Source organism: Sphingomonas sp. AC435, from assembly GCF_979253005.1.
In genome coordinates this window covers 18,855-43,589 of the sequence record NZ_CEEDCJ010000002.1, presented here as the reverse complement: position 1 = coordinate 43,589, position 24,735 = coordinate 18,855, and the positions used below count along the sequence as shown (strand labels likewise).

The following is a 24,735-nucleotide window of genomic DNA, read 5'->3' as shown; positions in this document are numbered from 1 at the left end:
TCAGCGCGCCTGCCGGTCCTGCAACTGCTTCTGCTGGTCGCGGATGCGGTCGAGATCGCCCTTGGCCGAGATCGTGTCGACGGTAACCGTGACCGACAGGCCCGGCACGAGCAGGCGGCGGGCGTCCGCCGTCGCTTCCAGCGCGATGCGGACCGGCACGCGCTGCGTAATCTTGGTGAAGTTGCCCGTCGCATTCTCGGGTGGGAGCAGCGAGAACTGCGCACCAGTGCCCGGCGACTGGCTGACGACGCGGCCGTGGAGTTCGACCCCGTCGAGCGCGTCGACCTTGATCGTCGCAGGCTGACCGACGCGCATCAGGGCCAACTGCGTCTCCTTGAAGTTCGCGACGATGTAGAGCTTGTCGAGCGGGACGAGCGACATCAGCCGGGTTCCCGCTTGCGCATATTGGCCGACGGTCACGGTCTTGTCGCCGACGCGGCCGGCGATCGGCGCGCGCAGCAGCGTCGCCTGAACATCGACATCGGCGGCCTCTCTCTGGGCCTGCGCAGCGCGGCCCTGCGCCTCGCCCTGGCGAACCTGCGACGTGAAGCTGGCGATGCGGCGTTGCTGGGTCAGCAGCCCCGCCGCCTGCGCGCGGGCGTCCTGGGCGGAGCGGGTGGCGGTGGCGCGAAGCTGGGCGAGCTTTTCCCGGGTTTCCGCGCCGGACGCGGCGAGGGGCGTGTAGCGCGCCACTTCGGAGGCATCGAACGCCGCCTGCGCCCGTGCGGCGACCAGCTGCGCACGGGTTTGTTCGATCGTGGCATATTGCTCGCGAATCTGGGCGCGGGCGCTGTCCGCTTGCGCTTGGGCAACGGCGACCTGCGCGTCGGCCTGCGCCATCTGGGCACGGTAGTCGCGTGGATCGATGCGGACGAGCGGCTGACCGGCGGCGACATCCTGATTGTCCGTGACCAGCACTTCCGCGACATAGCCGGCCGTCTTGGGGGAGACGGTGACGGCGTCGGCGCGGATCGTCGCGTCGTTGGTTTCCTGAAGATACTGGACGTGCGCCCGGTAATCGATGAACCACAGGATGCCGGCGACGATCAGCCCGAGCACGACGATCAGCAGGATCGCCTTCGCCCGGCCACTGAGCTTGCGCTTGGCCGGCGGGGCTGTGTCCGCGCCGGGCTCTGCATCGTGCCGGCCATGACCGTCGTGCTGGACCGCGGCGGGGTCGGCGGAATCGTCCTGGGTCATGATGCGCTCGGCTGAAAAGGCTTGGTGTCGCCCATAAACGGACATCGTGTCCGGTTCAACCATCGGGCGGTGGGGTAGGGGCGGCTGCCTACGCGACGGCTGGAAACTTGGCACTAAAGGGAGTTACTGTCTGGCCGATGACCCAGACGACCCGCTCGCGACCTTCAAACCCCCGGCAAACCGCAGTAGCATCGGCCCGGCTTGAGGCGGCGCAACGGTTCCTGACAACAGGCGACGTCCGCAATGCTCATTCGACACTGACCGAGATACTTCAGGACGATGCCGGCAACGTGCCGGCCCTGTTGATGATGGCGCGGATCGGCGTTCAGGCCGGGCAGGACGCGTCGGCGTGTAAACTTCTGATCGCCGCAGCGGAACAGGCGCCCGACCGCCACGACATCTGGTCCGCCTTGGTCGAGGTGCTCGATCGGCTCGCCATAGCCGATGCGCAGGCGATCGTCGCGGTGCGACGCAGCGCGCGGCCCGACGTCGCCGCGTATCGCACGATCTCGGTGCACCTGATGGAGCAGGGTGGCGATCATGTGGGCGCGCGCGACGGGTTGCAGGCGATCGTCGATGCCGATCCGGACGACGCGAAAGCGCTGCTGGCGCTGGGCAACGCGCAGCGGACGCTGGGCGACACCGATGCGGCGATCGGCAGCTATCGCCGTGCGATCTCTACCGGCAGGGAAGTCGGGCGGGGGTATTGGGCGCTGTCCGACATCAAGATGTTTCGCTTCACCGAAGACGAGGTCGTGGCGATGGAAGGCTGGCTGGCGCGAGACGACCTGTCGGCGGCGGACCGCACGCCGCTCTCGTTCGCCTTGGCGCGGGCGCGCGAGATTGCGGGCGATCACGCCGCGGCGTTCGCGCAATATCAGGCCGCGAACCATGACAAACGCGCCGAACAGCCGCATGACGCTCGCGCGATCGACGCGGAGATCGAAGCGACGCGTCGCTCTCTGACGCCCGCGTTCTTCGAGCGCAGCGCCGCCGCCGGATGCGCCGAGCCGGGCCCGATCTTCATCGTTGGCCTGCCGCGGTCCGGCTCCACATTGGTGGAGCAAATCCTCGCCAGTCACTCCGCGATCGAGGCGACGCGCGAACTCGGCGACCTGGAGGCGATCGTCCGGCACATCGCGCTGTCGCCGCAAGGCAGGGGCATATCGTATCAGCAGACGCTCGCAGCGACCGACGCCAAGGGACTCGAAGCGCTGGGACGCGAATATCTGCGCCGCACGCGAAGCCATCGCCGGACGGGGCGGCGCTTGTTCATCGACAAGGCCCCCGCGAACTTCCGCCATGTCGGCCTCATCAAGGCGATCCTGCCGCACGCGAAGATTATAGACGTGCGCCGCGACGCGCTGGGTGGCGGATTGTCGATCTATAAACAGCTCTTCTCGCGCGGTTTCACCTTCGCGAACGCGCTGGCAGATGTCGCGGCCTATCGGCGCGGCTATGTGCGGATGATGGCGCTCTGGGACGATCTGCTGCCGGGCGCCGTCCACCGGGTCGAATTGCAGGATCTGGTGATCGATACGGAGACGACCGTGCGCCGCCTGCTCGATCATCTCGGCCTGCCGTTCGAGCAGGCGTGCCTCGACTTCCATCGCACCGAGCGGGCGATCCGGACGCCCAGCGCCGAACAGGTGCGCCAGCCGATCAGCATGGCGGCGCTGGAGTCATGGCGGCCCTACGAACGCTGGTTGGGGCCGCTGGCCGAGTGACCTAGCGCCGGGTCGCGAACCAGATCACGTGGGTTGGTCCCTTGCCGTTGTCGCGCGCCTTGGTGCGGACCTCGTCGACCTCGAACCCGGACTGCGACAGCCGCCGCGCGAAGGCGGCGTCGGGCGCGGCGGACCAGATGGCGAGGATGCCGCCCGGCCGCAGCGCCATGCGGGCGCGGGTAAGTCCGCGGGCCGTGTAGAGCCCGTCGTTCGCTGGCCGGGTCAGCCCGTCGGGGCCATTATCGACATCGAGCAGGATCGCATCGAAGCGACCGTCCGGCGCATCGAGCACCGCGCCGACATCGGTCAGGCGGAGATCGACACGGGGATCGTCAAGGCAGCCATCGGTCAGCGCCGCCATTGGTCCGCGGGCCCATTCGACGATACCGGGCACCAGCTCGGCCACCACGACTCTGGCATCGGCCTTGAGCAGGCCCAGCACCGCCCTGAGCGTGAACCCCATGCCATAGCCGCCGATCAGCAGCCGCGGGGCAGGGCGGTCGCCCAGACGCTCGCACGCCATCGTGCCCAGCGCGATCTCCGACCCGTTCATCCGCGTACTCATCAGCTCGTTGCGTTCGAGCACGATCATGAAGTCGCCACCGCGGCGGAACAGCCGGAGCGGCGGACCGCCCGGCACCTCCGCCATGCCCAGCAACTCGCGTGGGGTCAACGCTTGCGGGCCTTACGCGCGGCATAGCGCGCATCGCGAGCGGCCTTCAGCTCGGCCTCGGTGGGGAGCAGCCGGGCCGGGTTCTTGGCGGCGGCGGCTTCGGCCTCTGCGGCAGCCTTGGCGGCGGCAGCGGCTTCGCGCTCCGCCTTGGCGGCGGCGATCGCGGCGGCCTTGGCGGCCCGCTTCTCGGCCTCCGCAGCCTCCTTCGCAGCCTGCTTGGCCGCGCGCTCGGCGACGACCTCGGGGTCGAGCGCGGGTTTCGCGCGCAGTTGCTCCAGCGCGCGCTGCCTGGCGTCGCGCGCGGCGGCGTTACGCTCGTTGAAATCGGGGGCCTTGAAGCCTGCCATGTAGGGTTCCGCTGTTGCGGGCGTGATCGCCCAGGGTGATGATAGTCGGGGAAGCCACAAACCAAAAGGGCCTCGCGTCACCGCGAAGCCCCTGGAAAATCTGGTGGACGCACTTGGGCTCGAACCAAGGACCCGCTGATTAAGAGTCAGCTGCTCTACCAACTGAGCTATGCGTCCGTACCGTTCATCGGGTGGCTGAGTGTGCCGCCCCGCGTCGGGAAGCGCGCTGTTAGCAGCGTGGGCGAGGGGCGCAACCCCCTTTTTGCGTTTGCGCCAAATCTCACCAACGCGGGCGGCGGCGATTCTGGCGGTCGATCGACATCAGGATGCCGAGGCTGAGCAGCACAGTCAGCTGCGCCGAGCTGCCGAAGCTCACCAGCGGCAGGGGAATCCCCACGACGGGGGCGAGGCCCATCACCATCATGAGGTTGATGGCGACGTAGAAGAAGATCGTCGTCGCCAGCCCGGCGGCAGTCAGCCGGGCAAAGCGCCCCTCCGCGGCCTGCGCGACATCGATGCCCCAGCGGATGACCAGCAGGAAGGCGAGAATCAGCAGGCAGCCGCCGACCAGCCCCCACTCCTCCGCCATTGTCGCGAATACAAAATCCGTATGACCTTCAGGGAGATAGTCGAGGTGGCTCTGAGTTCCGTTGAGGAATCCCTTGCCCCAGATACCGCCCGACCCGATCGCGATCTTCGACTGGCTGATGTGATAGCCGGTCCCAAGCGGATCGCTTTCCGGATCGAGGAAGATCAGGATGCGATTGCGCTGGTAATCGTGCAGGACGAAGTTGATCGCCAGCGGGATCGCCACCGCCGCGGCAAGGGCGCCGCCGACGAACAGGCGGAGCGGGATGCCGGCGAGGAACATCACCGTCGCACCGCCCGCGCAGATCATCAGGCCGGTGCCGAGATCCGGCTGCTTCATGACGAACGCGGCGGGCAGGCCGATCAGCAGCGCTGCGGGCCAGATCGCGGAGAAGCGGCGGGTTTCGCCCGCGGGCAGCATGTCGTAGAATTTTGCGCAGGCGAGGACGATCGCCGGCTTCATGAACTCCGACGGTTGCAGGCGGATGAAACCCAGATCGAGCCAGCGCTGGCTGCCGCCCTTGATCGCGCCGAGCAGTTCGACCAGCACCAGCGCGATCAGGATCAGCGCATAGGCGGGCAACGCGCCGGCCTTCCACGCGCGCTCCGGCACGCGCGAGATCGCGACAGCACCGGCGAGCAGGACGAAGAACCGCAACCCCTGCGACTTCGCCCAGGGGCTGAACGAACCACCGGCGGCCGAGTACAGCACGACCTGTCCGAACACGCCGATCGCGATCACCAGCAGGATGACCTTCCAGGGCAGGCGGGCGAGGCCCTCCGGGACGGTGCGGCCGCTCATTCGTCGCGCTCCGTGCCTTCGGTGGAGCCTTCCTCGGCGACCGTGTTGGTCGCGAGCGCAGCCTGTGTCTGGTTGGCGAGGTCGGTCGCGCGCTCCACCGCGGGCGCGTCGCTGGGGACGACCGCGTCGGTCTTGGTCGCGGCGGCGGCGGGAGGCGGGTTGCGGGCGGCGCGGTACGCCGCCTCGGTCGCCGCCATGCGCGTGGCGATGTCGCCACCCCAGGTCGGTTCGACCTCGGCGAGGCTGGCGAGCGCGCGCTCGCGATCGAGCAGATAGGTCATGATGTCGCGGCCGATCAACGGCGTATCCAGGTTGCGCACGGTGTGGCCATTATGTTCGAGCACCACGCCAGCGGCATAGCGCGGGTTGTCGGCCGGCGCGAAGCAGACGAACAGCGCGTGGTCGCGCAGCTTGAAGGGAAGTTGTCCGTTCTTGAGCACGCCCGACCGGCGTTCGGCCATCGTAATGCGCCGGACCTGCGCAGTCCCGGTCTTGGCGGCAATCTGGACGCCGGGGATCAGCAGCCGTGCCGCGCCGCCGGTGCCGCCGCCGTTGACGACGCCCCACATCGCTTCCCGCACCAGTTGCAGATGTTCCGACTGGTACGGCAGGGCGGGCGCGTCGCGGTGCACCCGATCGGCGAGGATGCTCGGCTGGAGCGCGCGACCGGACGCAAGGCGCGCTGCCATCACCGCGAGCTGGAGGGGGTTCGCGAGAACGTAGCCTTGGCCGATCGACGCGTTCAGCGAGTCCGCGACGCGCCATTCGTCTTTGTATTTTCGTAGCTTCCACGCCGAATCTGGCACGGTGCCGAAGCGTTGCGTGGTGAAGGGCAGTTCGAATTTCTCCCCCAGCCCGACGGTGCGCGCGACCGGGGCAATCCGGTCGTAGCCGAGCCGCCGGACCATTTCGTAAAAATAAATGTCGCACGACTGAGCGACCGCGCCCTTCATGTCGAGCGGGCCATGGCCGCCGCGCTTGTGGCAGTGAAACACGCCCGTGCCGACGCGCATCGCGCCGGTGCAATTGACCCGCTGATCGGCGGACACCCCGGCGTCCAGCAGCGCCAATGCGTTCATCGGCTTGACGGTCGATCCAGGTGGATAGAGGCCCTGCGTGACCTTGTTCATCAGGGGAACATGGTCATCCTCCGACAGCATCTGCCATTCCAAATGGCTGATCCCGTCCGAGAAGCTGTTGGGATCATAAGCGGGCACCGACACCATGCACAGCATCTCGCCCGTGCGGCAATCGATGACCACGGCCGAGCCCGAGTTGGTGCCGAGCCGGCGGGCGGCATATTCCTGAAGCCCGGCGTCTATCGTCAGCTTGGCGGTCTTGCCGGGTACATCGGGCCGGGTCGCGAGTTCGGCGACCAGCTTGCCGCGGGCCGTGACCTCGACCCGCTTTGCACCGGGCTGACCACGTAAGCCTTTTTCTAGCGCCTTCTCGAGTCCATCCTTGCCGAGCTTGAAACCGGGCGTCACGAGCAGGCCGTCGCGCGTGGCCTTGAACTGCTCGGCGGTGGGCGCACCGACATAGCCGGTCAGATGCGCCACGGCGGCACCGGCCGGGTAGTGGCGGGCGAAGGCGCGGCTGGGCTGTACGCCCGGCAGTTCGGGCAGGCGCACGCTGACGGCGGCAAACCGATCCCAGTCGAGACGTTCCGCGACTTGCACGGGCTGGAACCCCGCGGCGCGATCGAGGTCGATCTTGACGCGCGCCATGTCCTCGGGCGTCAGGCGAAGCAGTTGCTGAAGCAGCCCCAGCACGCGATCCTCGTCGCGCAGGCGATCGGGGATGATGTCCACGCGGAAGTCGGTGCGATTGTTGGCGATCGGTACGCCATTGCGATCGACGATCCAGCCGCGCCGGGGCGGGATCAACGTGGAGTTGACCCGGTTCGACTCGGAAAGGTCGCTGTAATGCTCGTTCTGCGCGATCGAGAGCCACGCCATGCGACCCGCCAGCATCACGCCGACGCCGGCCTGCGCCGCGCCGAGCAGCCATGCGCGGCGCGAGAAGCTGTAGGACTGCATCGCCTCGGTGACGATCTTCGGGTTGCGCCTCATGCGGTGTCCCCGGTCGGCAGGCCGGAGTTCATGCCGCGCTTGCGGTCGATCCACGCCACCAGCCGCGCGGCGACCGGGAACAGCAGGATCGTCGCGACGCCCTGCGCTGCCATCGCGCCGTCGACCTGCGCGCCCATCGGCACCGCCAGGATGCGCCCGCCGGCCAGGCACAGAATGATCGCCGCCGACGCTATCAGCCAGTCCTGCCAGAAGTCGCGGTAGACCAGTCGTCGCTCGATCAGGTCGATGCCCAGGAAGACGAGCGACCATAGCAGCACCGAAGATCCCAGCGGCTGCCCGCTGAGTAGGTCATCGAACGCGCCGAGCGGTGCCGCGGCCCACGGACGCAAGGCGAACCGCGCCAGCAGTCGCCACGTGACGAGCATCAGGAGGCCGAGTGGCGGCAGGATCGGGATGGTCGCGATCACCGGCACCGCCGTCGTCAGCGATCCGGCCATCACCGTCATCCACGGCAAGGCGCGGGCGCGCCCGGGCGCCAGCGGTGGCGCGAAGGGGTTGTACTCGATCGTGCTCAAGGCGCGGCGGCCGGCGCGGGCGGCGGTGGTGGCAACGGCACGAACACACGACTGACGAGGGCGAAGTCGAAGCTGTCGGGTTGCGCGAAGGTGCGGGCGATGACGGTGTCGGACCCGCCCTTGACGACGCGCGCGACGGGGATGCCGGGCGCATAGAGCCCGCCCGTGCCGCTGGTCACGAACAGGTCGCCGGGGGAGAAGCGCACGTTGGTGGCGTTGACGGAGCGCAGATCGACCGCGCCGTCGCCGCGCCCGGCGACGATCGCGGGTAGGCCATCGCGCGTGCGGCGAACGGGGACGATGCTGTCGGGGTCGGAGAGCAGCAGCACGCGCGCGGCGTTGAGCCCCGTCTCCGTGATGCGGCCGATCAGCCCCTCCGGCCCACGCACCGGCATGCCCGGCAGAACACCGTTCAGCCGCCCGGCGTTCAGCAGCGCGAACCGCCGCCCGCTGGACGCGGAGGAACTGACGAGCCGGCTGGTGACGACGACCTGCTCGTCACGATCGCGCAGGGCGAGCAGCGTCCGCAGCCGGCGGTTGTCATAGGCGATGACGCGGGCGCGAGACAGCAGTGGCCGGGTGACCGCCAGCTCGCGCTTCATCGCGGCATTTTCCTGGTGGGCGAAGATCCAGCCGTTGATCGTCTCCGGCACGACGGCGATGCCGCGGCCGATCGCCGACAGCCCGGAGGACACCGGCGCGGTCACGCCCGCCGCGGCCATGCGCATGCCGGCGAACAGTGGCGGGTCGAAGCGGCTGGCGACCAGCAACACGCCACCCACCACCGCTCCGGCCACGGCCAGAACGTAGCCGATGAACATGCTGTATTGCCGCCGCCTTGAAAATCCGGCCCTGCGGTCGTGGACGGGCGCCATGCGCCGGCCTCCTTCCCTGGAGGTCAGCCGTTCTGGAGGACGCCGCGGAACATCGGATCCTCCAGCGCGCGACCGGTGCCGAGCGCGACGCAGGTCAGCGGGTCTTCGGCGACCATCACCGGCAGGCCGGTTTCGTCGCGCAGCACCTCGTCCAGACCCTGCAACAGCGCACCGCCGCCGGTCAGGACGATGCCCTGATCGACGATGTCGGCGGCGAGTTCGGGCGCAGTATTCTCCAGCGCAACGCGGACGCCCTCGACGATCGTCGCCACCGGCTCCGACAATGCCTCGGCGATCTGGCCCTGATTGATCTGGATCTCCTTGGGCACGCCGTTCACCAGATCGCGCCCCTTGATGTAGATGACCGCCCCGATGCCGTCAGCCGGCGGCTTCGCGCAGCCGACCTCCTGCTTGATGCGCTCGGCCGTGGCCTCGCCGATCAGCAGGTTGTGGTTGCGGCGGACGTAGCTGACGATCGCCTCGTCCATCTTGTCGCCGCCGACGCGGACCGATGTGGTGTAGGCGAGCCCGCGCAGCGACAGCACCGCGACTTCGGTCGTGCCGCCGCCGATATCGACGACCATCGACCCGATCGGCTCCGTTACCGGCATGTCGGCACCGATCGCGGCAGCCATCGGCTCCTCGATCAGGAACACCTGGCTGGCGCCGGCATTCGATGCGGCGTCGCGGATCGCGCGGCGTTCGACCTTGGTCGATCCCGACGGCACGCAGATCACGATCTCCGGCCAGCGCGCGAACTTCCGGGGGCCGTGCACCTTGCGGATGAAGTGCTTGATCATCTCCTCGGCGACATCGATGTCGGCGATGACGCCATCGCGCAGGGGGCGGATCGCCTCGATCGTGCCGGGTGTCTTGCCCATCATCAGCTTGGCGTCGTCGCCGACCGCCTTGACGCGGCGCACGCCGTTCAGCGTTTCCACCGCGACCACCGACGGCTCGTTCAGCACGATGCCGCGGCCGCGGACATACACCACCGTGTTCGCGGTGCCGAGGTCGATGGCCATATCCTGCGACATGAACTTGAAGAAGCGGAAGGGATTCATGAAGGGTTCCGTATCAGGCCGGCCGCTGGGGTCGGAAAGTTTCGGGTCGTCGGGCAATCGCGTCGGCATCCCCCGAAACCCGCCCCGACAAAAGTAAGCGGCGGTTTCTCACATCGTGCGGGGTCGCGGGATGCCTGCGCTTGGTCTAAGTGCCGGCCCCATGTCAATACGGCGTCTCCCCACGCATCTGGTCAATCGTATCGCTGCCGGTGAAGTGGTGGAAAGGCCCGCCAGCGCGTTGAAGGAACTGGTCGAGAACGCGATCGACGCGGGGGCGACTCGGATCGCCATTAACCTTTCCGAAGGCGGGCTGACGCGGATCGAGGTCGCGGACGACGGCTGCGGCATGAACCCGGACGACATGGCGCTGGCGCTGGAGCGGCATTGCACGTCGAAGCTGCCGGACGAGGCGATCGAGGCGGTGTCGACATTGGGCTTTCGCGGCGAGGCATTGCCCTCGATCGCGAGCGTCGCGCGGCTGACGCTGGAGAGCCGGCCGGCGGGTGCGGACGGCTGGCGACGCGTGGTCGACAACGGGGAGGTGATCGAGGAGGGGCCGGCTGCGCTGCCGCCCGGTACGCGCATCCTGGTCGAGGACCTGTTCGCGCGCGTGCCCGCCCGGCGCAAGTTCCTGCGCAGCCCGCGCAGCGAGTATGCCGCCTGCCTCGATGCGGTGCGGCGGCTGGCGATGGCGCGGCCCGATGTCGGGGTGTCGGTGGAGCATGACGGCCGGCGCGTGCTGTCGGTGCCGCCGGGGCAGGACCGGCCGGCGCGGGTCGCGGCGCTGACCGACCGGGCGCTGGCGGAGAACGCCGTCGCGATCGACTGGGTGCGCGAGGAGGTGGTGCTGGGCGGTGTCGCCGGTCTGCCGACCTTCCATCGCGGGGTGGCCGACCACCAGTATCTGTTCGTCAACGGCCGTCCGGTGAAGGACCGGCTGCTGATCGGGGCGATTCGCGGAGCGTATGCGGAGATGATGCCGCGCGACCGCCATGCCGTCGTCGCGCTGTTCCTCGACCTGCCGGGCGAGCAGGTCGACGTGAACGTGCACCCGGCGAAGACGGAGGTGCGGTTCCGCGATCCGGCGCTGGTGCGGGGGTTGATCGTGTCGGGTTTGCGCCGCGCGCTGGACGATGCCGGTCATCGCAGCGTGCAGCGCCCGGCCGCGGACGCGCTGACGCGGTGGCAGCCGGAGCCGGTCGCGGCGGTGCCGCATTGGTCGAAGCCTGCGCCCGTCGCGACGACCCTGTTCGATCGCCGCCCCGGCTACTTCAACGCCCCGCCGCCCCAGGCACGGGCCGAACCCGCGCACACTGCGCCTCCTGCGACGATCGCGCATCCCTTGGGGGTGGCGCGGGGGCAGGTGGCGCGGACCTATGTCGTCGCGGAGGCGGAGGACGGCCTCGTCATCGTCGATCAGCATGCCGCGCATGAGCGGCTGGTGCTGGAACGCATGCGTGCGGCGCTGGCCGGCGGTCGAGTCGCGGCGCAGGCGCTGCTACTGCCGGAGGTGGTGGAACTGGACGAGCCCGCGTGCGACCGGCTGGAGGCGCGGGCGGACGAACTGGCGGAGTTCGGGCTGGAGCTGGAGCGGTTTGGCGCGCGCGCGATGCTGGTCCGCGCGACGCCGGCGCTGTTGGGCCAATCCGATCCTCGCGGGCTGGTCACCGATCTCGCCGACGAACTCGCCGCATTCGACGAGGCGCTATCGCTGCGCGAGCGGCTCGATGCGGTGGCGGGGACGATGGCCTGCCACGGATCGGTTCGGGCAGGACGGGTACTGTCGGTGATGGAGATGAACGCGCTTCTGCGGGAGATGGAGGCCACGCCGCATTCCGGCCAGTGCAATCATGGCCGACCGACCTGGGTGAAGTTGCAGATGAGTGACGTGGAGAAGCTCTTCGGGCGGAAGTGAACGCCAGGGCAGCATCGCGTCGGACGGCGGAACTGAAACTGGCTCGCCGAGGAATTCATTGGCTAGCGGCCGCACGCACGCTACGGCTTTACAGCATCGGCGGACGGAGGCTTGCCGTTCTTGAATTCGACCCTCACGGCGACGAAGGGTGCGGAACCGCGGTTCTTGACGGCGTGCAACCCTTCCGGCTCGCCTCTGACCGTCTTGGATGCCTCGAACGCTGGAGCATCCATGCGTTCGACTTCGACCGGTCGGCCATCGACGAGCTTGTAAACGATGTAGGTGATGGGTTGAGGGCTCTGGAAGTACATCACGCTCGGCCAGCGATGATCGTGAACGGGTTCTGTCTGACCGGGCGCCACCTCCACGCGCAAGACCCTGATCGTGTCGTCCTCCAATAGGATATGGTGGCTGTCGGGCGCGGCGACGACTGCGTCGAAGCTGGCGGTGGCGGCTTGAAGCGCCAGTATCGCAGTCCAGATCATGGCACCCACCCCAAAGTCGATAGTTGAGGCTGACAGGGATAGACAATGAACGCAATTGCTATCGTAGATGTCGGCCCGGCCCGTCTTGTTCGACGAATAGTCGCACGGGGATGCTTCGATACCAACTCAAGCATTTCGAGAGATGATGCGCGGTACCAGCTACACCGCGGCCGCCGGTGAGGTGTTCGTGCGGATCGACGAGGACCAGCCGGCTGCGATCGTTACGATGCCTGCGGCGAGACCGAAGGTCATCAGCGCGGGCAATGGCTGCGTGCCGATCGTCGTGAAGATGCCGTGCCAGGCATCGGTGGCGGCGAGTGTTTCGAATCCGACGATCTGGACGGCGACTACGGCCAGCGCGACCGCCCAGGGTCGGCCGGTGCGCGGGTCGCGGCGCCAGAGCCACAGGGCAACGGCGACCACGACGAGGTTGGCGAGTTGGACGCCCCACCCGAACAGGTGGAAATCCTGCGGTCCGCGGATGACGATGCCCGGCACGGTCTGGTTGAAGACGCGGCCCAATACCGGGCTGACCAGCGGCAGCGCGGTCGACAGCATGTAGCCGGCGTGGAGCCGCATGTTGCGGCGGTGGCGCAGCGCCATGCCGACGCCGTACAGCACCGCGGCGAGCGCCAGCACGTCGATATAGGCCAGTCGCGCGCCCCAGATCGCGTAGAACGGATCGCCCCCGACCGTGCCCGCCGCCATCGAGTGGATCACCCCCATCGAACCGGCGGCGAACAGTGGCATCGCGACGAACGTCGTCTTCCCCAGCACGCGGTGCATCGCGATGCGGCCGTGGTGCGGCGTCCAGCTTTGCGCGAGCAGCAGCATGAGCCACAGGCCCGCCGTGACACCGTGGATGTGAAATCCGATCGACGAGGTTGACAGTCGACCGAAGTAGCTGCGCCAGAACGCGAAGATCGTCGCGGCTATAAGCGCAAGGATGAATGGCCAGGCGTTGCGATATGGCATGACTTCCCCCCGGAAACCGGTGACCTTCCCCAAGATCACGTGCGCCGCGAAGTTATCACCGCGGTTTGGGCTGTGTCCACCAGAATTGCCCAGGGCCCTTCAGGACCATGACGACGGCAAGATCGTGCAGTCGCCCTATTCGCCAGGACTTGAAACGACTCATCGCATTGATCCGGTCGAGAAGGTACCGGCCGGCTCATGACGTCATGGTTTCGTCGTCGATCCCGCGCTAAGCGGCCGGGATGACCGAACAAACGCCGGAAACCGGCACGCCTGCCGCGGACCCGCCCAGAACCGACATGCACCCCAAGGAGTTCGTCGCCTTCGTTGCGGCGGTGATGGCGGTGAATGCGCTGGGCGTCGACCTGATGCTGCCCGCCATGTCGCAGATCGGCCACGACCTTGCGATCGCGACCGCCAATCATCGGCAGTGGATCGTCACCGCTTACATGCTCGGGTTTGGGACCGGCCAGTTGGTCTATGGTCCGCTCGCCGACCGGTTTGGGCGCAAGCCTATCCTGATTGTCACGCTCGCGGGCTTCGTCGCGGCGAGCATCTTCGCGGCGGGATCGGCGACGTTCGCAGCGCTGCTGGGTGCGCGGATGTTGCAGGGGCTGATGTCCGCATCGACCCGCGTGCTGGCAGTGGCGATCGTGCGCGACAAGTTCTCCGGCCGGCAGATGGCGCGGACGCTGTCGCTGGCGCAGATGATCTTCTTCCTCGTGCCGATCCTCGCGCCGACCCTGGGTCAGGGCCTGCTCGCATTCGGGCCGTGGCGCTTCATCTTCTACGCGCTCGGCGCGTTCGCGGCGTTCGTGCTGGCGTGGAGCGCGCTGCGTTTGCCGGAGACGCTGCCGGTGGCGCGGCGGCGGGCGATCTCGCTGGCGTCGCTCGGCAACGCGTACCGCACGACACTGACCGATCGCTATTCAGTCGGCTACGCCTTCGCCGCATCGCTGACGTTCGGCGGGATCATCGCGTTCGTCTCGTCGGCGCAGCAGATCTTCGTCGACGAGTTCGGCGCGGGCGAGCGGTTTACCCTGCTGTTTGCGCTGTGCGCGTTCGCGATGGGATGTGCGAGCTTTGCCAACAGCCGGCTGGTGGAGCGGTTGGGGACGCGGCTGATCTCGCAAGCGGGCGTGTTCGCGTTGATCGGACTGTCGATCGTCCACATCGCGGTGATCGCCAGCGGAAACGAGTCGCTCGTCAGCTACATCCTGTTCCAGGCGTTGAGCATGACCTGCATCGGCCTGTGCGGATCGAATTTCGGCGCGATGGCGATGGAGCCGGTCGGGCACATCGCCGGCAGCGCGTCGTCGGTACAGGGCTTCATCACCAGCATCGGCGCGGTAATCGTCGGATCGATCATCGGTCAGGCGTATAATGGCACGACGATGCCGCTGGCGATCGGGTATCTCGGCATCGGACTCGCCGTGCTCGTCGTGGTGCTGCTGATCGAGCGCGGTCAGCTGTTCCGGGCGCGGATGGCGGCGGAGTAGCGGCTTAGTTGAAGGTCGCCCAATATTGTGCGGTGCTGATGACGATGATGAGCGCGACGAGGGCGATGATACCGCCGATAACCATGCGCAGATAACGGTGATCGGGCGGGGCGGGCTGGCTCATCGGGACCTCTTGGATGCGGTGCAGTTCGTGGTCGAACGCGACCGCCCCGGATGATTTCCCCGCACCGACGCCAAGTCCAACATAGTTTATGAAGTTTCCCATGGGGTTAGGGTGTCGACCGGGGCGAGACGGAACGGTCGGCGATGCTGATCGTAGCGTTCCGATGCAAGGGGCGAGACGATGACGAGTGGGCAGGGCGCCTCATGCCGGTGACGGACATTGCCACGCGGATGTGGAACCACGGCTGGCGGCTCGATCCCATCGTACGCAGCCTGCTCGATACGGATTTCTACAAGCTGCTGATGCTGCAGATGATCCGTAACGCGCATCCGACCGTCGACGCCACGTTCACGCTGATCAACCGCACGCGGTCCGTGCGGCTGGCCGACATCATCGACGAGGGCGAGTTGCGGGCGCAGCTCGATCACGCCCGCACGTTGCGGTTCGACAAGCGCGAGCTGATCTGGCTGGCCGGCAACAGCTTCTATGGCGAGGCACGGATGTTCGCGCCCGACTTCATCGCGTGGCTCGCGGAGTTCCGGTTGCCGGATTACGAGCTGCGGACGGTCGACGGCCAATTCGAACTCCGCTTCGCCGGCCCGTGGACGCACACGACGATGTGGGAGGTGCCGGCGCTGGCGATCGTCAACGAGCTACGGTCACGCGCGGCGTTGAAGGGACGGGGGCGGTTCGAACTCGACGTGATCTACGCGCGGGCCAAGGCGCGGTTGTGGGACAAGGTGGAGCGGCTGGCCGCCTTGCCCGACCTCGTCCTGTCCGACTTCGGTACACGACGCCGGCACGGCTTTCTGTGGCAACGCTGGTGCGTCGAGGCGTTGCAGGAGGGGCTGGGCGAGCGCTTCATCGGCACCTCCAACGTGTTGCTGGCGATGGATGCCGGGCTGGAGGCGATCGGCACCAACGCGCACGAACTGCCGATGGTGCTCGCCGCGCTGGCCGATGATGATGCCGCAATTGCGAGCGCGCCCTACCGGGTGCTGGAGGAGTGGCAGCGGCATTACCGTGGCAATCTGCTGGTCGTGTTGCCCGACGCGTTCGGGACGGCGGCGTTCCTGCGCGATGCCCCCGATTGGGTGGCGGACTGGACGGGCTTTCGCCCCGACAGCGCGCCGCCGATCGCGGCGGGGGAGGCGATCATCGACTGGTGGACCGCGCATGGTCGCGACCCGCGCGAGAAGTTGCTCATCTTCTCCGACGGGATGGATGTGGAGTCGATCGGGCGCGTCTACCGCCATTTCCACGGGCGGGTGCGGACCAGTTTTGGGTGGGGTACGAACCTGACCAACGACTTTCGCGGCTGCGACAGCGGCGGTGGCGACGCGCTCGCGCCGATCTCGCTGGTGGCGAAGGTGGTCGCGGCGAACGGCCGACCGGCAGTGAAGCTCTCGGACAATCCCGCCAAGGCGAGCGGTCCGCCCGACGAGATCGCCCGTTATCTGCGGATTTTCGGACATGAGGGGCGGGAGGATGCAACGGTCCGCGTCTGAGCGGGCGTCCCGGATCGGTACGTCGGGCGTAGGTTCGTCGTTCACCGCAGCGCAACCTTTGCCGCTGACCTGCATTATGTCGGGTAAGACCTCTCACCATCAGGTGCGTCATGAAGCAGCTTTTTCCCCTCGTCTTCGCTCTCATCCCGCTGGCCGCCGTCATCGGCGCCTGCGTGTCCTGCCCCTGAGCGACGACACCCTCCCAGCATCTCGAGGCCGTCCCGCGTGACCGGGGCGGCCTCTTTTTTGTCGTTCAGCGAGAGAGGCGAGAGGCCAGGGCGACGCCGGCCACAAACTGAAGCAACCCGTAAGCCCGCCGCCGCCCCGGTTTCCCGCCGAAGGGCTTCACCAGAATATCGACAGCCGCCACGTCCGATCGCCAGAGATCGACGTGACGACTCGGCTGGAGCATGCCCAGCAGCCCGTCGCCGATCATGAACACCGCCGCCATTTCGGCGGCGCGGCGGATGCCGAGTTGGGTGTTCGTCACTTCTTCCGGCTGGCGTTCCATGCCTGTAGCTCCTCGACGGCGGTCGAACGCTTCAACACGCGAGCCCAGGGATCGATCACCACATGCGCGTCGGCCGGCACTTCCAGCGTGCCACGCCCTCCGGTCATCGCCAGCTTCTCGATGCGATCGCCGACCTGCACCTCGACCGGCATCGGGAACGCGCCGCCGTCCGGCACCTTCCACGACAGCGCCAGCGTGTTCCCGCTGCGCGTCTCGACCAACTCGGGCAGCGCCGCCTGACGCAGATACACGTCGAAGAACCAGCCATAATCCTTGCCGGTCACCTGACGGACGAAGCCCTCATATTCCTTGGTGGAACCGAAGCGCGGTTCGAAATTTCCGGGCTTCGGATCGGCGCGGCCATAGACCGCCAGTCGCGTCACATCCCAGAAGGCCGTGTCGCCGATCAGGTTGCGCAGGGTGTGGAGCATCCACGACCCCTTGACGTAGATGTCCTGACCCGGCCCGCCCTTCGAGGCCTCGTACACCTCCTCCTCGGAGATGATCTTGCCGCGGACGATCGGGACCTTGTTCATGATCGTGCCGCGCTGCGACTGCATCATCGCCGCATAGCGCGCCTCGCCCTCGCGCCAGCGGCCGTACGCCGGCTGCATGTACGCGCCGTATCCCTCGTGCAGCCAGTAATCGTCCCAATTCGCGGCGGTCAGTTGGTTGGCGAACCATTCGTGCGTGAATTCATGTTGGAACAGCCAGTCGAACCCCTCGATCGCCTTGGCATAGCCGTTGCCGTAGGCGTTGATCGTCTGGTGCTCCATGCCCTTGTGCGGGGTTTCGACCACGCCGACCTTTTCGTCGCCGAAGGGATAGGGGCCGACCAGCGCCTCGAAGAAGTCGAGCGTCGGCGCGAACTCCGCGAACAGCTTCTCCGCCTGCGCCTTCTCGCCCGGTAGATACCAGTAATACATCGGGATCGTGTTGCCGAAGCGGCTCTTGTACGATCCGCTGATCTCCTCGTACGGCCCGACGTTCAGCGCGATCGCATAGGTGTTGGTGCGCTTGGCTCGCCAGTTCCAGCGGGTGCGGCCGTCCGGCAGCGTATCCACGCCGATCAGCTTGCCGTTCGATGGCGCCTTCAGCCCCTTCGGGACGGTAATGTGCAGCGTGACGACGGTCGGCTCGCCCTCCGGGAAGTCCATGCACGGCCAGAACAGGTCGCAGCCATAGCCCTCCGCGGTCGTCGCGAACCACGTCTTGCCCTCCGGTGTCTTCGACCAGACGACGCCGTCGTCCCACGGTGCGTTGACGGCGACATGCGGCACGCCGCCGTACGTGATCTTCGCGGACACACGCTGCCCCTTGGCAAGGCGGCGCGGCAGGCGGATGACGAGTTGCCCGTCGGGGTTCGACCACGATCCCGCATTTAAAGCGGTGCCGTCGATCGACACGGCGGTGACCGGCAGGTTCTTGTCGAGGTCGATCAGCAGGCGCGACACCGGCGACTTGGCGGTGAAGCCCAGCGTCGCGATGCCGTTCAGGCTGTACGTCTCCGGCAGCACCTCGAACTGGAGGTCGGCCGAATCGAACGTCACCGCCAACTGCTCGGCCGGCCGCACGCCTCCGGACTTTTGTGTCTGCTCCGTGATCGGGGGAGTGCCCTTGGCGGGGGGAGTGGCAGCCGATTGGAGCGCGGCAGCGAGTGCGAGAATGGAAGCTATCATGGTATACGATGGTTGCCGGGTTCACGCCGTGACGCAAGAGGCACGATTGATGGAATCGGAACGATCACCATATAGTCGGTGAAACGGGGCACCACGTACGGTGCCCGACCGGAGCTTGCATGACCCAGACTTTCCCCGTGCTGCCGCTGCGCGATATCGTCGTCTTTCCGCACATGATCGTCCCGCTGTTCGTCGGCCGCGACAAATCCGTCGCGGCGCTGGAAGCGGCGATGGCTGCCGACAAGGAGATCTTCCTCGTCGCGCAGCTCGACCCGGCCGAGGACGATCCGCAGCGCGACAGCCTGTACGAGATGGGCGTCACCGCCACCGTGCTGCAACTGCTGAAGCTGCCCGATGGCACGGTCCGCGTGCTGGTCGAGGGCAAGCAGCGGGCGCGTCTTGGCGAACTGGTGGAGGCCGAAGGCTACCTAGCTGCGACGGTCGCGATGATCGAGGACGTGGCGGTCGAGGGTACCGAGGTGTCGGCGCTGATGCGCTCGGTCGTCGACCAGTTCGAAAACTACGCCAAGCTCAACAAGAAGCTGCCGGCGGAAACCGCGGTGCAGCTGGCGGAGATCGACGAGGCCGCGCGTCTCGCCGACGCCGTCGCCGCGAACATCGCGGTCAAGGTCGCCGACAAGCAGGCGCTGCTGGTCGAGATCGATCCGGCCAAGCGGCTGGAGATGGCGTTTGCTCTGATGGAAGGCGAACTCGGCGTTCTTCAGGTCGAGAAGAAGATCAAGAGCCGCGTGAAGCGCCAGATGGAGAAATCCCAGCGCGAATATTACCTCAACGAGCAGTTGAAGGCGATTCAGCGCGAGTTGGGCAACAGCGACGACGAGAGCGACGGCGACGAGATCGCCGAACTGACCCAGAGGATCGCGACGCTGAAGCTGTCCAAGGAGGCGCGGACCAAGGCGACCGCCGAGCTGAAGAAGCTGAAGACGATGGCGCCGATGAGCGCCGAGGCGACAGTCGTGCGCAACTATCTCGACGTGCTGCTCGGCCTGCCCTGGGGCAAGAAGTCGAAGATCAAGCGCGACATCGCGGCGGCGCAGGCGGTCCTCGACGAGGATCACTATGCGCTGGAAAAGGTGAAGGACCGGATCGTCGAGTATCTCGGCGTGCAGGCGCGCACCAACAAGCTGAAGGGGCCGATCCTGTGCCTCGTCGGACCGCCCGGCGTCGGCAAGACCTCGCTCGGCAAGTCGATCGCCAAGGCGACCGGGCGCGAGTTCATCCGCCAGTCGCTGGGCGGCGTGCGCGACGAGGCCGAGATCCGTGGCCATCGCCGCACCTATATCGGCTCGCTGCCGGGCAAGATCGTCACCAACCTGAAAAAGGCCGGTGCGGCCAACCCGCTGTTCCTGCTCGATGAAATAGACAAGCTGGGTCAGGATTTCCGCGGCGATCCCGCGTCTGCGCTGTTGGAGGTGCTCGACCCGGAGCAGAACGGCAAGTTTCAGGATCATTATCTGGAGATCGACATCGATCTGTCGGACGTGATGTTCGTCTGCACCGCGAACACGCTGAACCTGCCGCAGCCGCTGCTCGACCGGATGGAGATCATCCGTCTGGAAGGCTATACCGAGGACGAAAAGGTCGAGATCGCCGAGCGGCATCTGGTCGCCAAGCAGGTAGAAGCGCACGGGCTGAAGCCGGGCGAGTTCACGCTGACGCAGGACGGCCTGCGCGCGCTGATCCAGCATTACACGCGCGAAGCCGGCGTCCGTACGCTGGAGCGCGAGATCGCCAAGCTGTGCCGCAAGGCGCTGCGCCGCATTCTCGAGGGCAAGGCGACGAGCGTCACGGTCGACCGCGACAACCTGCACGAGTTCGCAGGCACGCTGAAGTACCGCTACGGCCTGTCGGAGACGGAGCATCAGATCGGTGCGGTCACCGGGCTGGCGTGGACCGAGGTCGGCGGCGAGTTGCTGACAATCGAGAGTGTGACGGTCGGCGGCAAGGGGGCGGTGAAGACCACCGGCAAGCTCGGCGACGTCATGAAGGAATCGGTCGAGGCGGCGTGGAGCTTCGTCAAGGCGCGTGCGCCCAGCTATGGCATCAAGCCGTCGGTGTTCCACCGCAAGGACGTCCACGTCCATTTGCCCGAGGGCGCGGTGCCGAAGGATGGTCCGTCGGCGGGCATCGGCCTCGTCACGTCGCTGGTCTCGACGTTGACCGGCGTGCCGGTGCGGCGCGAGGTCGCGATGACCGGCGAGGTGACGCTGCGCGGTCGCGTGCTGCCGATCGGCGGGCTGAAGGAGAAGCTGCTCGCGGCGCTGCGCGGCGGCATCACCACGGTGCTGATCCCGCAGGAGAATGAGAAGGACCTCGCCGACATTCCCGCCAATGTGAAGGAAGGGCTGACGATCATCCCTGTCAGTCATGTCGACGAGGTGCTGAAGCTGGCGCTGACCGAGCCGCTGGAGGCGATCGACTGGACCGATGCCGATGAGCTTGCGGCACTGCCGCCGCCGGCGATCGCGCCGGCCGGGGTGGAGCGTCATCACTGAAGGTGACGCAATAGCATCCGGTCACGACTGCGTTAAACGTCCAACCACCGCAGCTTAGCCGCTGCGGTGGTTGACACCGGGGGGTCGCGCCGCCTTAGTGACGCCTCCGCGCCGGTGATCCACCGGGGCGTCAAGTATCGAGTCGAATCGGGGGATTTCAAAGGATGAACAAGCAGGAGCTGATCGCGACGGTCGCCGATACATCGGGGCTGAATCGCGCGGATGCGGTGCGGGCGGTCGAAGCCGTATTCGATGCGATCTCGGCGAGCCTGAAGAAGGGCGACGAGGTCCGGCTGGTCGGTTTCGGCACCTTCTCGGTTTCCAAGCGCAAAGCCTCTACCGGTCGCAATCCGCGCACCGGCGAGCCGATGACGATCAAGGCGTCCACCCAGCCCAAGTTCAAGGCCGGCAAGATCCTGAAGGATTCGGTCAACTGACACTGGACAGGCCGCGCGTCGGTGGATAGACGCGCGGCTCCGGTTTTTCCCGGGGTCCTGAGGACCGCGGGATCGGGCGCGTAGCTCAGCGGTAGAGCACACCCTTCACACGGGTGGGGTCACAGGTTCAATCCCTGTCGCGCCCACCAATACGGCCCGTCGTTTCCAGCAGGAAGCGGCGGGCTTTTTGGTTTTGGTCGTTGCGCAGTTTACATCGGCCCGCGTGAAGCCGTGCAAGAGCCGAAGACGGAAACGCGGGTGGCCGCCCCTCCGTCACGCCCTTGGCGTGCCACCATCCCGTAAACGGGGAGGATTTGATTCGCAGGCGCTTTGGGGTCGGAGCGAACTCACGGTCCAAGTCGTTCTTCGGCGGTATCTCAGGAGTCCCGCCGATGACGCTGCCGACCACGATGACCGCCGTCCGCCTGCCGCGGTTCGGAGACGCGGATGTCCTGACGCTGGAGCAGGTGCCGATCCCGCAGCCGCTCGACGACGAGGTACTGGTCCGCGTGCGCGCGGCCAGCATCAACCCGGTCGACCGCAAGATGCGGACGGGCAAGTTCGATCGGCTGAAGCAGGACGCGCTGCCGATCACGATGGGCCGCGATCTGGCGGGCACGATCGAGGCGGTCGGGACCCGCGCGCACTACATGCTGCGCCACGGCGATCCCGTTTTCGCCTATCTCGGCTTCGATCGCGGCGCGCAGGCGGAATATGTCGTCGTGCGCGCGGTGGAGATGGTGGCGATGCCGACGTCGCTCGACTTCGTGCAGGCGGCTGCGGTACCGCTCGCCGCCCTTACTGCGTGGCAGGGTATGTTCGATCATGGCGGACTCCAGGCCGGGCAGTCCGTTCTTATCCACGGTGGCGCCGGCGGCGTCGGGCATCTTGCGATCCAGTTAGCCAAGGCGCGGGGTGCGACGGTGTACGCCACCTGCTCCGAACGTGATCTGGACTATGTCCGGGATCTCGGTGCCGATCGGGCGATCGACTATCGCGTCCAGCCTTTCGAAGAGCAGCTGGCCGATGTCGACCTCGTCTTCGACCTGATCGGCGGCGAGACGCGGGCGCGCTCGTGGGGCGTGTTGCGCGAAGGCGGAATGTTGGTCTCGACGCTCGACAGCCCCGATCCGGACGAGGCCGCCCGCCACAAGGTCCGCACCGTCCCGCGCTGGGTGGTCGATCCCAATGCCGCGCAGCTCGGCGAAGTCGCCGACCTGATCGAGTCGGGCAGCGTGTCTGTGACAGTGGCCGCCACCTTCCCGCTGGCGGACGTCGCCGCCGCGCAGCACCGGCAGGAAACCGGGCACGATCGGGGCAAGATCGTGCTGACGCTGGATTAATTCATCAGTGGGACGGGGCGGATCGCTCCGTCCCGATCTGGGGCGCCGTCACAAAACCGAAACCTGCGAGTCACGCAACCGACGCCGAAACGGCATTTTACCGTCATCGAACTCCCCTAGTCGCAGCGATGAGATCGACAGGGGGGACCTTGGTCGATCCGAAGGCGAACACGCCTGACAGACATCGACCGGGAGCAATCAGACCAATGGCCCATTTCGCGCGCACGACCCGCATCCTCTTGGCGGGCACCGCCTGCATGCTGCTCGCTTCCTGCGACGGCGCGGACAGCGTCGCTTCGCCCGGCGAAGGCGTGATCGTCGTCCCCACGACACCGGCTCCGACTCCCGCGCCCACCGCCACGCCGACGCCCGCACCCGGTACGCCGGCGGCGTCGTGCCCGGCGGGTACCAACGATGCCGGCGTGGTCGGCAATTACCGTGGCTGCCGTCTCCCCTCCAGCATCACCAGCGACCTGCGGCTGCAGAAGCTGGCCGGCGTCGCTTACGAAATCAGCGGCGCGGTGAACGTCGGCGTCGATGTCGGCGGCGCGGGCACTGCCCCCGGTGGCCGGTCGGCCGTGCTGTCGATCGACCCGGGTGTACTGCTGTACGCCAACACCACGAATGCCGATAACGACTATCTCATCGTCAACCGCGGCTCGCGCATCAACGCCGAGGGTACGGAAAGCCAGCCGATCATCTTCACTGCGCAGCAGAACCTGACAGGTGGCGTCACCGACGAGAGCCAGGGCCTGTGGGGCGGAGTCATTCTGGCCGGCCGCGCGCCGATCTCGAACTGCAACGCGGCCGTCGCCGGTGGCACCGCAAGCTGCGAGAACGTCGTCGAGGGCACCAACACCGCACTCTACGGCGGTGCCATCGCGAACGACAGCTCTGGTACGATGCGTTATGTCCAGATCCGCTATTCGGGCACGATCATCAGCCCGAACAACGAGCTTCAGGGCCTGACGCTGGGCGGCACCGGCTCGGGCACGACGCTGGACCACATCCAGATTCACAATTCGTCGGACGACGGCATCGAGATCTTCGGCGGCCGTACCAACCTGCGCTATCTGGCACTGACCGGGTCGGACGACGACGGCCTGGATACCGATGTGGGCTGGCAGGGTCAGGTCCAGTTCCTGCTCGCCGTGCAGAAGCCGACCAACACGCAGACCGATAACTACTCCACCGAAATCGACTCGAACGGCAACGAAGACGCATTGCCGCGGCAGCGTTACAACCTGGCGAACTTCACCTTCGTGCAGAGCTCGACCGCGACCAATGCCGCGATCCGTATTCGCGGCGGCGCCGATGCGCGCTTCGTGAATGGTATCGTTGTCAGCCCGGCGGCATGCCTCAACATCATCGCGGGCATCGACGCCAGCGGCAAGTCGACGATCCGTCCGGCCAATGCCGGCCTGGAGGATAACGGCCCGCCGATGTTCGACTCGGTGCTGTTCAGCTGCGGCGGCGCGTCGCCCTATGCCGAAACCACGGTCAACGGTGTGACGGTCACAATCGCGGAACAGCGTACCGTATTCACGGCCGGCACGAACAACGTCGAGGCCGGCACCGGCCTGCTGACGGGCATTTTTCTGCCCGCCGGCGCGGCGACGACGGCCACGCCGTTCAACGCCGCGACGCTCAATCCGGCCAACACGTCGTTCTTCGTGCAGACGAGCTTCGTCGGCGCGGTGAGCGGCCCGAACGACACGAGCTTCCGCGGCTGGACCTGCAATTCCAACCGCGCGAACTTCGGCTCGACCAGCGGCAGCTGCACCGGCCTGCCGAACTGATTGAGCGACGGGGCGGCGATCGGTTCGCCGCCCCGTCACGTCCGAGGCGGCGGCCGGGGG

General features: G+C 67.1%; 21 protein-coding genes and 2 tRNA genes. 9 read left to right on the top strand and 14 right to left on the bottom strand.

Annotated features, from left to right (window positions below):
• Positions 1 to 1,200: an HlyD family secretion protein gene (locus tag AC0CH8_RS03820; protein ID WP_465238759.1), complete on the bottom strand. Its 1,200-nt coding sequence runs from the start codon at positions 1,198 to 1,200 to the stop codon at positions 1 to 3.
• Positions 1,201 to 1,337: 137 nt separating this feature from the next.
• Here AC0CH8_RS03820 and AC0CH8_RS03815 point away from each other — a divergent pair, with 137 nt between their 5' ends.
• Complete coding sequence (locus AC0CH8_RS03815; RefSeq protein ID WP_465238758.1) at positions 1,338 to 2,927, top strand: tetratricopeptide repeat-containing sulfotransferase family protein; 1,590 nt, start codon at positions 1,338 to 1,340, stop codon at positions 2,925 to 2,927.
• Between the two features lies 1 nt (position 2,928).
• On the opposite strand, the gene AC0CH8_RS03810 is transcribed toward AC0CH8_RS03815, so the two are convergent.
• The 8 genes from AC0CH8_RS03810 to AC0CH8_RS03775 all read right to left on the bottom strand — a co-directional run bounded on the left by AC0CH8_RS03810 (position 2,929) and on the right by AC0CH8_RS03775 (position 9,884).
• Positions 2,929 to 3,600, bottom strand: a complete 672-nt coding sequence (locus AC0CH8_RS03810; protein WP_465238757.1) for a spermidine synthase — start codon at positions 3,598 to 3,600, stop codon at positions 2,929 to 2,931.
• Positions 3,597 to 3,947, bottom strand: coding sequence for a DUF6481 family protein (locus AC0CH8_RS03805; RefSeq protein ID WP_204193900.1), 351 nt, complete (start codon positions 3,945 to 3,947; stop codon positions 3,597 to 3,599). Before AC0CH8_RS03805 ends, AC0CH8_RS03810 begins: the two co-directional genes overlap by 4 nt.
• Positions 3,948 to 4,048: 101 nt before the next feature.
• Positions 4,049 to 4,124, bottom strand: a tRNA-Lys gene (locus AC0CH8_RS03800).
• A gap of 103 nt (positions 4,125 to 4,227) precedes the next feature.
• Positions 4,228 to 5,337 carry a rod shape-determining protein RodA gene (rodA, locus tag AC0CH8_RS03795; RefSeq protein ID WP_465238756.1) on the bottom strand — a complete coding sequence of 370 codons (1,110 nt, stop codon included), beginning with the start codon at positions 5,335 to 5,337 and terminating at the stop codon, positions 4,228 to 4,230.
• Positions 5,334 to 7,409 carry a penicillin-binding protein 2 gene (mrdA, locus tag AC0CH8_RS03790; protein ID WP_465238755.1) on the bottom strand — a complete coding sequence of 692 codons (2,076 nt, stop codon included), beginning with the start codon at positions 7,407 to 7,409 and terminating at the stop codon, positions 5,334 to 5,336. The genes rodA and mrdA overlap by 4 nt, the downstream gene beginning before the upstream one ends.
• Positions 7,406 to 7,945, bottom strand: a complete 540-nt coding sequence (gene mreD, locus AC0CH8_RS03785; protein ID WP_465238754.1) for a rod shape-determining protein MreD — start codon at positions 7,943 to 7,945, stop codon at positions 7,406 to 7,408. The genes mrdA and mreD overlap by 4 nt, the downstream gene beginning before the upstream one ends.
• Positions 7,942 to 8,820 (bottom strand): rod shape-determining protein MreC, encoded by an 879-nt coding sequence (locus AC0CH8_RS03780; protein WP_465238753.1) that lies wholly within the window; start codon positions 8,818 to 8,820, stop codon positions 7,942 to 7,944. Before AC0CH8_RS03780 ends, mreD begins: the two co-directional genes overlap by 4 nt.
• A 23-nt stretch (positions 8,821 to 8,843) precedes the next feature.
• On the bottom strand, positions 8,844 to 9,884 hold the full coding sequence (locus AC0CH8_RS03775; protein WP_055848136.1) for a rod shape-determining protein: 1,041 nt from the start codon (positions 9,882 to 9,884) through the stop codon (positions 8,844 to 8,846).
• 160 nt (positions 9,885 to 10,044) lie between these two features.
• On the opposite strand from AC0CH8_RS03775, the gene mutL reads away from it, so the two are divergent.
• A complete protein-coding gene (gene mutL, locus AC0CH8_RS03770; RefSeq protein WP_465238752.1) occupies positions 10,045 to 11,799 on the top strand; it encodes a DNA mismatch repair endonuclease MutL in 1,755 nt (584 codons plus the stop codon).
• Between the two features lie 80 nt (positions 11,800 to 11,879).
• On the opposite strand, the gene AC0CH8_RS03765 is transcribed toward mutL, so the two are convergent.
• Together AC0CH8_RS03765 and AC0CH8_RS03760 are read right to left on the bottom strand one after the other, a co-directional pair.
• The gene (locus AC0CH8_RS03765; RefSeq protein WP_465239149.1) at positions 11,880 to 12,284 is read right to left on the bottom strand and encodes a cupin domain-containing protein; all 405 of its coding nucleotides are present in this window, start codon (positions 12,282 to 12,284) and stop codon (positions 11,880 to 11,882) included.
• 159 nt (positions 12,285 to 12,443) lie between these two features.
• Complete coding sequence (locus AC0CH8_RS03760) at positions 12,444 to 13,259, bottom strand: hypothetical protein (RefSeq protein ID WP_465238751.1); 816 nt, start codon at positions 13,257 to 13,259, stop codon at positions 12,444 to 12,446.
• 299 nt (positions 13,260 to 13,558) lie between these two features.
• On the opposite strand from AC0CH8_RS03760, the gene AC0CH8_RS03755 reads away from it, so the two are divergent.
• Positions 13,559 to 14,758 carry a multidrug effflux MFS transporter gene (locus tag AC0CH8_RS03755; RefSeq protein WP_465239148.1) on the top strand — a complete coding sequence of 400 codons (1,200 nt, stop codon included), beginning with the start codon at positions 13,559 to 13,561 and terminating at the stop codon, positions 14,756 to 14,758.
• A gap of 4 nt (positions 14,759 to 14,762) precedes the next feature.
• Here AC0CH8_RS03755 and AC0CH8_RS03750 read toward each other — a convergent pair whose 3' ends face one another.
• Positions 14,763 to 14,984, bottom strand: coding sequence for a hypothetical protein (locus tag AC0CH8_RS03750; RefSeq protein ID WP_465238750.1), 222 nt, complete (start codon positions 14,982 to 14,984; stop codon positions 14,763 to 14,765).
• Positions 14,985 to 15,085: 101 nt separating this feature from the next.
• Here AC0CH8_RS03750 and pncB point away from each other — a divergent pair, with 101 nt between their 5' ends.
• On the top strand, positions 15,086 to 16,390 hold the full coding sequence (gene pncB / locus AC0CH8_RS03745) for a nicotinate phosphoribosyltransferase (protein WP_465239147.1): 1,305 nt from the start codon (positions 15,086 to 15,088) through the stop codon (positions 16,388 to 16,390).
• A 253-nt stretch (positions 16,391 to 16,643) separates the two neighbouring features.
• Here the strand turns inward: pncB and AC0CH8_RS03740 are convergent, their stop codons facing one another.
• Both AC0CH8_RS03740 and AC0CH8_RS03735 read right to left on the bottom strand, forming a co-directional pair.
• Complete coding sequence (locus AC0CH8_RS03740; protein ID WP_465238749.1) at positions 16,644 to 16,901, bottom strand: hypothetical protein; 258 nt, start codon at positions 16,899 to 16,901, stop codon at positions 16,644 to 16,646.
• Positions 16,877 to 18,580 carry a M1 family metallopeptidase gene (locus tag AC0CH8_RS03735; protein WP_465238748.1) on the bottom strand — a complete coding sequence of 568 codons (1,704 nt, stop codon included), beginning with the start codon at positions 18,578 to 18,580 and terminating at the stop codon, positions 16,877 to 16,879. The genes AC0CH8_RS03740 and AC0CH8_RS03735 overlap by 25 nt, the downstream gene beginning before the upstream one ends.
• 119 nt (positions 18,581 to 18,699) lie before the next feature.
• On the opposite strand from AC0CH8_RS03735, the gene lon reads away from it, so the two are divergent.
• The 5 genes from lon to AC0CH8_RS03710 all read left to right on the top strand — a co-directional run bounded on the left by lon (position 18,700) and on the right by AC0CH8_RS03710 (position 24,675).
• Positions 18,700 to 21,096 (top strand): endopeptidase La, encoded by a 2,397-nt coding sequence (gene lon, locus AC0CH8_RS03730; RefSeq protein ID WP_465238747.1) that lies wholly within the window; start codon positions 18,700 to 18,702, stop codon positions 21,094 to 21,096.
• Positions 21,097 to 21,242: 146 nt separating this feature from the next.
• Positions 21,243 to 21,533 carry an HU family DNA-binding protein gene (locus AC0CH8_RS03725; RefSeq protein ID WP_318293467.1) on the top strand — a complete coding sequence of 97 codons (291 nt, stop codon included), beginning with the start codon at positions 21,243 to 21,245 and terminating at the stop codon, positions 21,531 to 21,533.
• Between the two features lie 74 nt (positions 21,534 to 21,607).
• A tRNA-Val gene (locus tag AC0CH8_RS03720) sits at positions 21,608 to 21,682 on the top strand.
• A 243-nt stretch (positions 21,683 to 21,925) separates the two neighbouring features.
• Positions 21,926 to 22,876 (top strand): NADP-dependent oxidoreductase, encoded by a 951-nt coding sequence (locus AC0CH8_RS03715; RefSeq protein ID WP_465238746.1) that lies wholly within the window; start codon positions 21,926 to 21,928, stop codon positions 22,874 to 22,876.
• 206 nt (positions 22,877 to 23,082) lie between these two features.
• Complete coding sequence (locus tag AC0CH8_RS03710) at positions 23,083 to 24,675, top strand: hypothetical protein (protein WP_204193876.1); 1,593 nt, start codon at positions 23,083 to 23,085, stop codon at positions 24,673 to 24,675.
• The last annotated feature ends 60 nt before the right edge of the window (positions 24,676 to 24,735 follow it).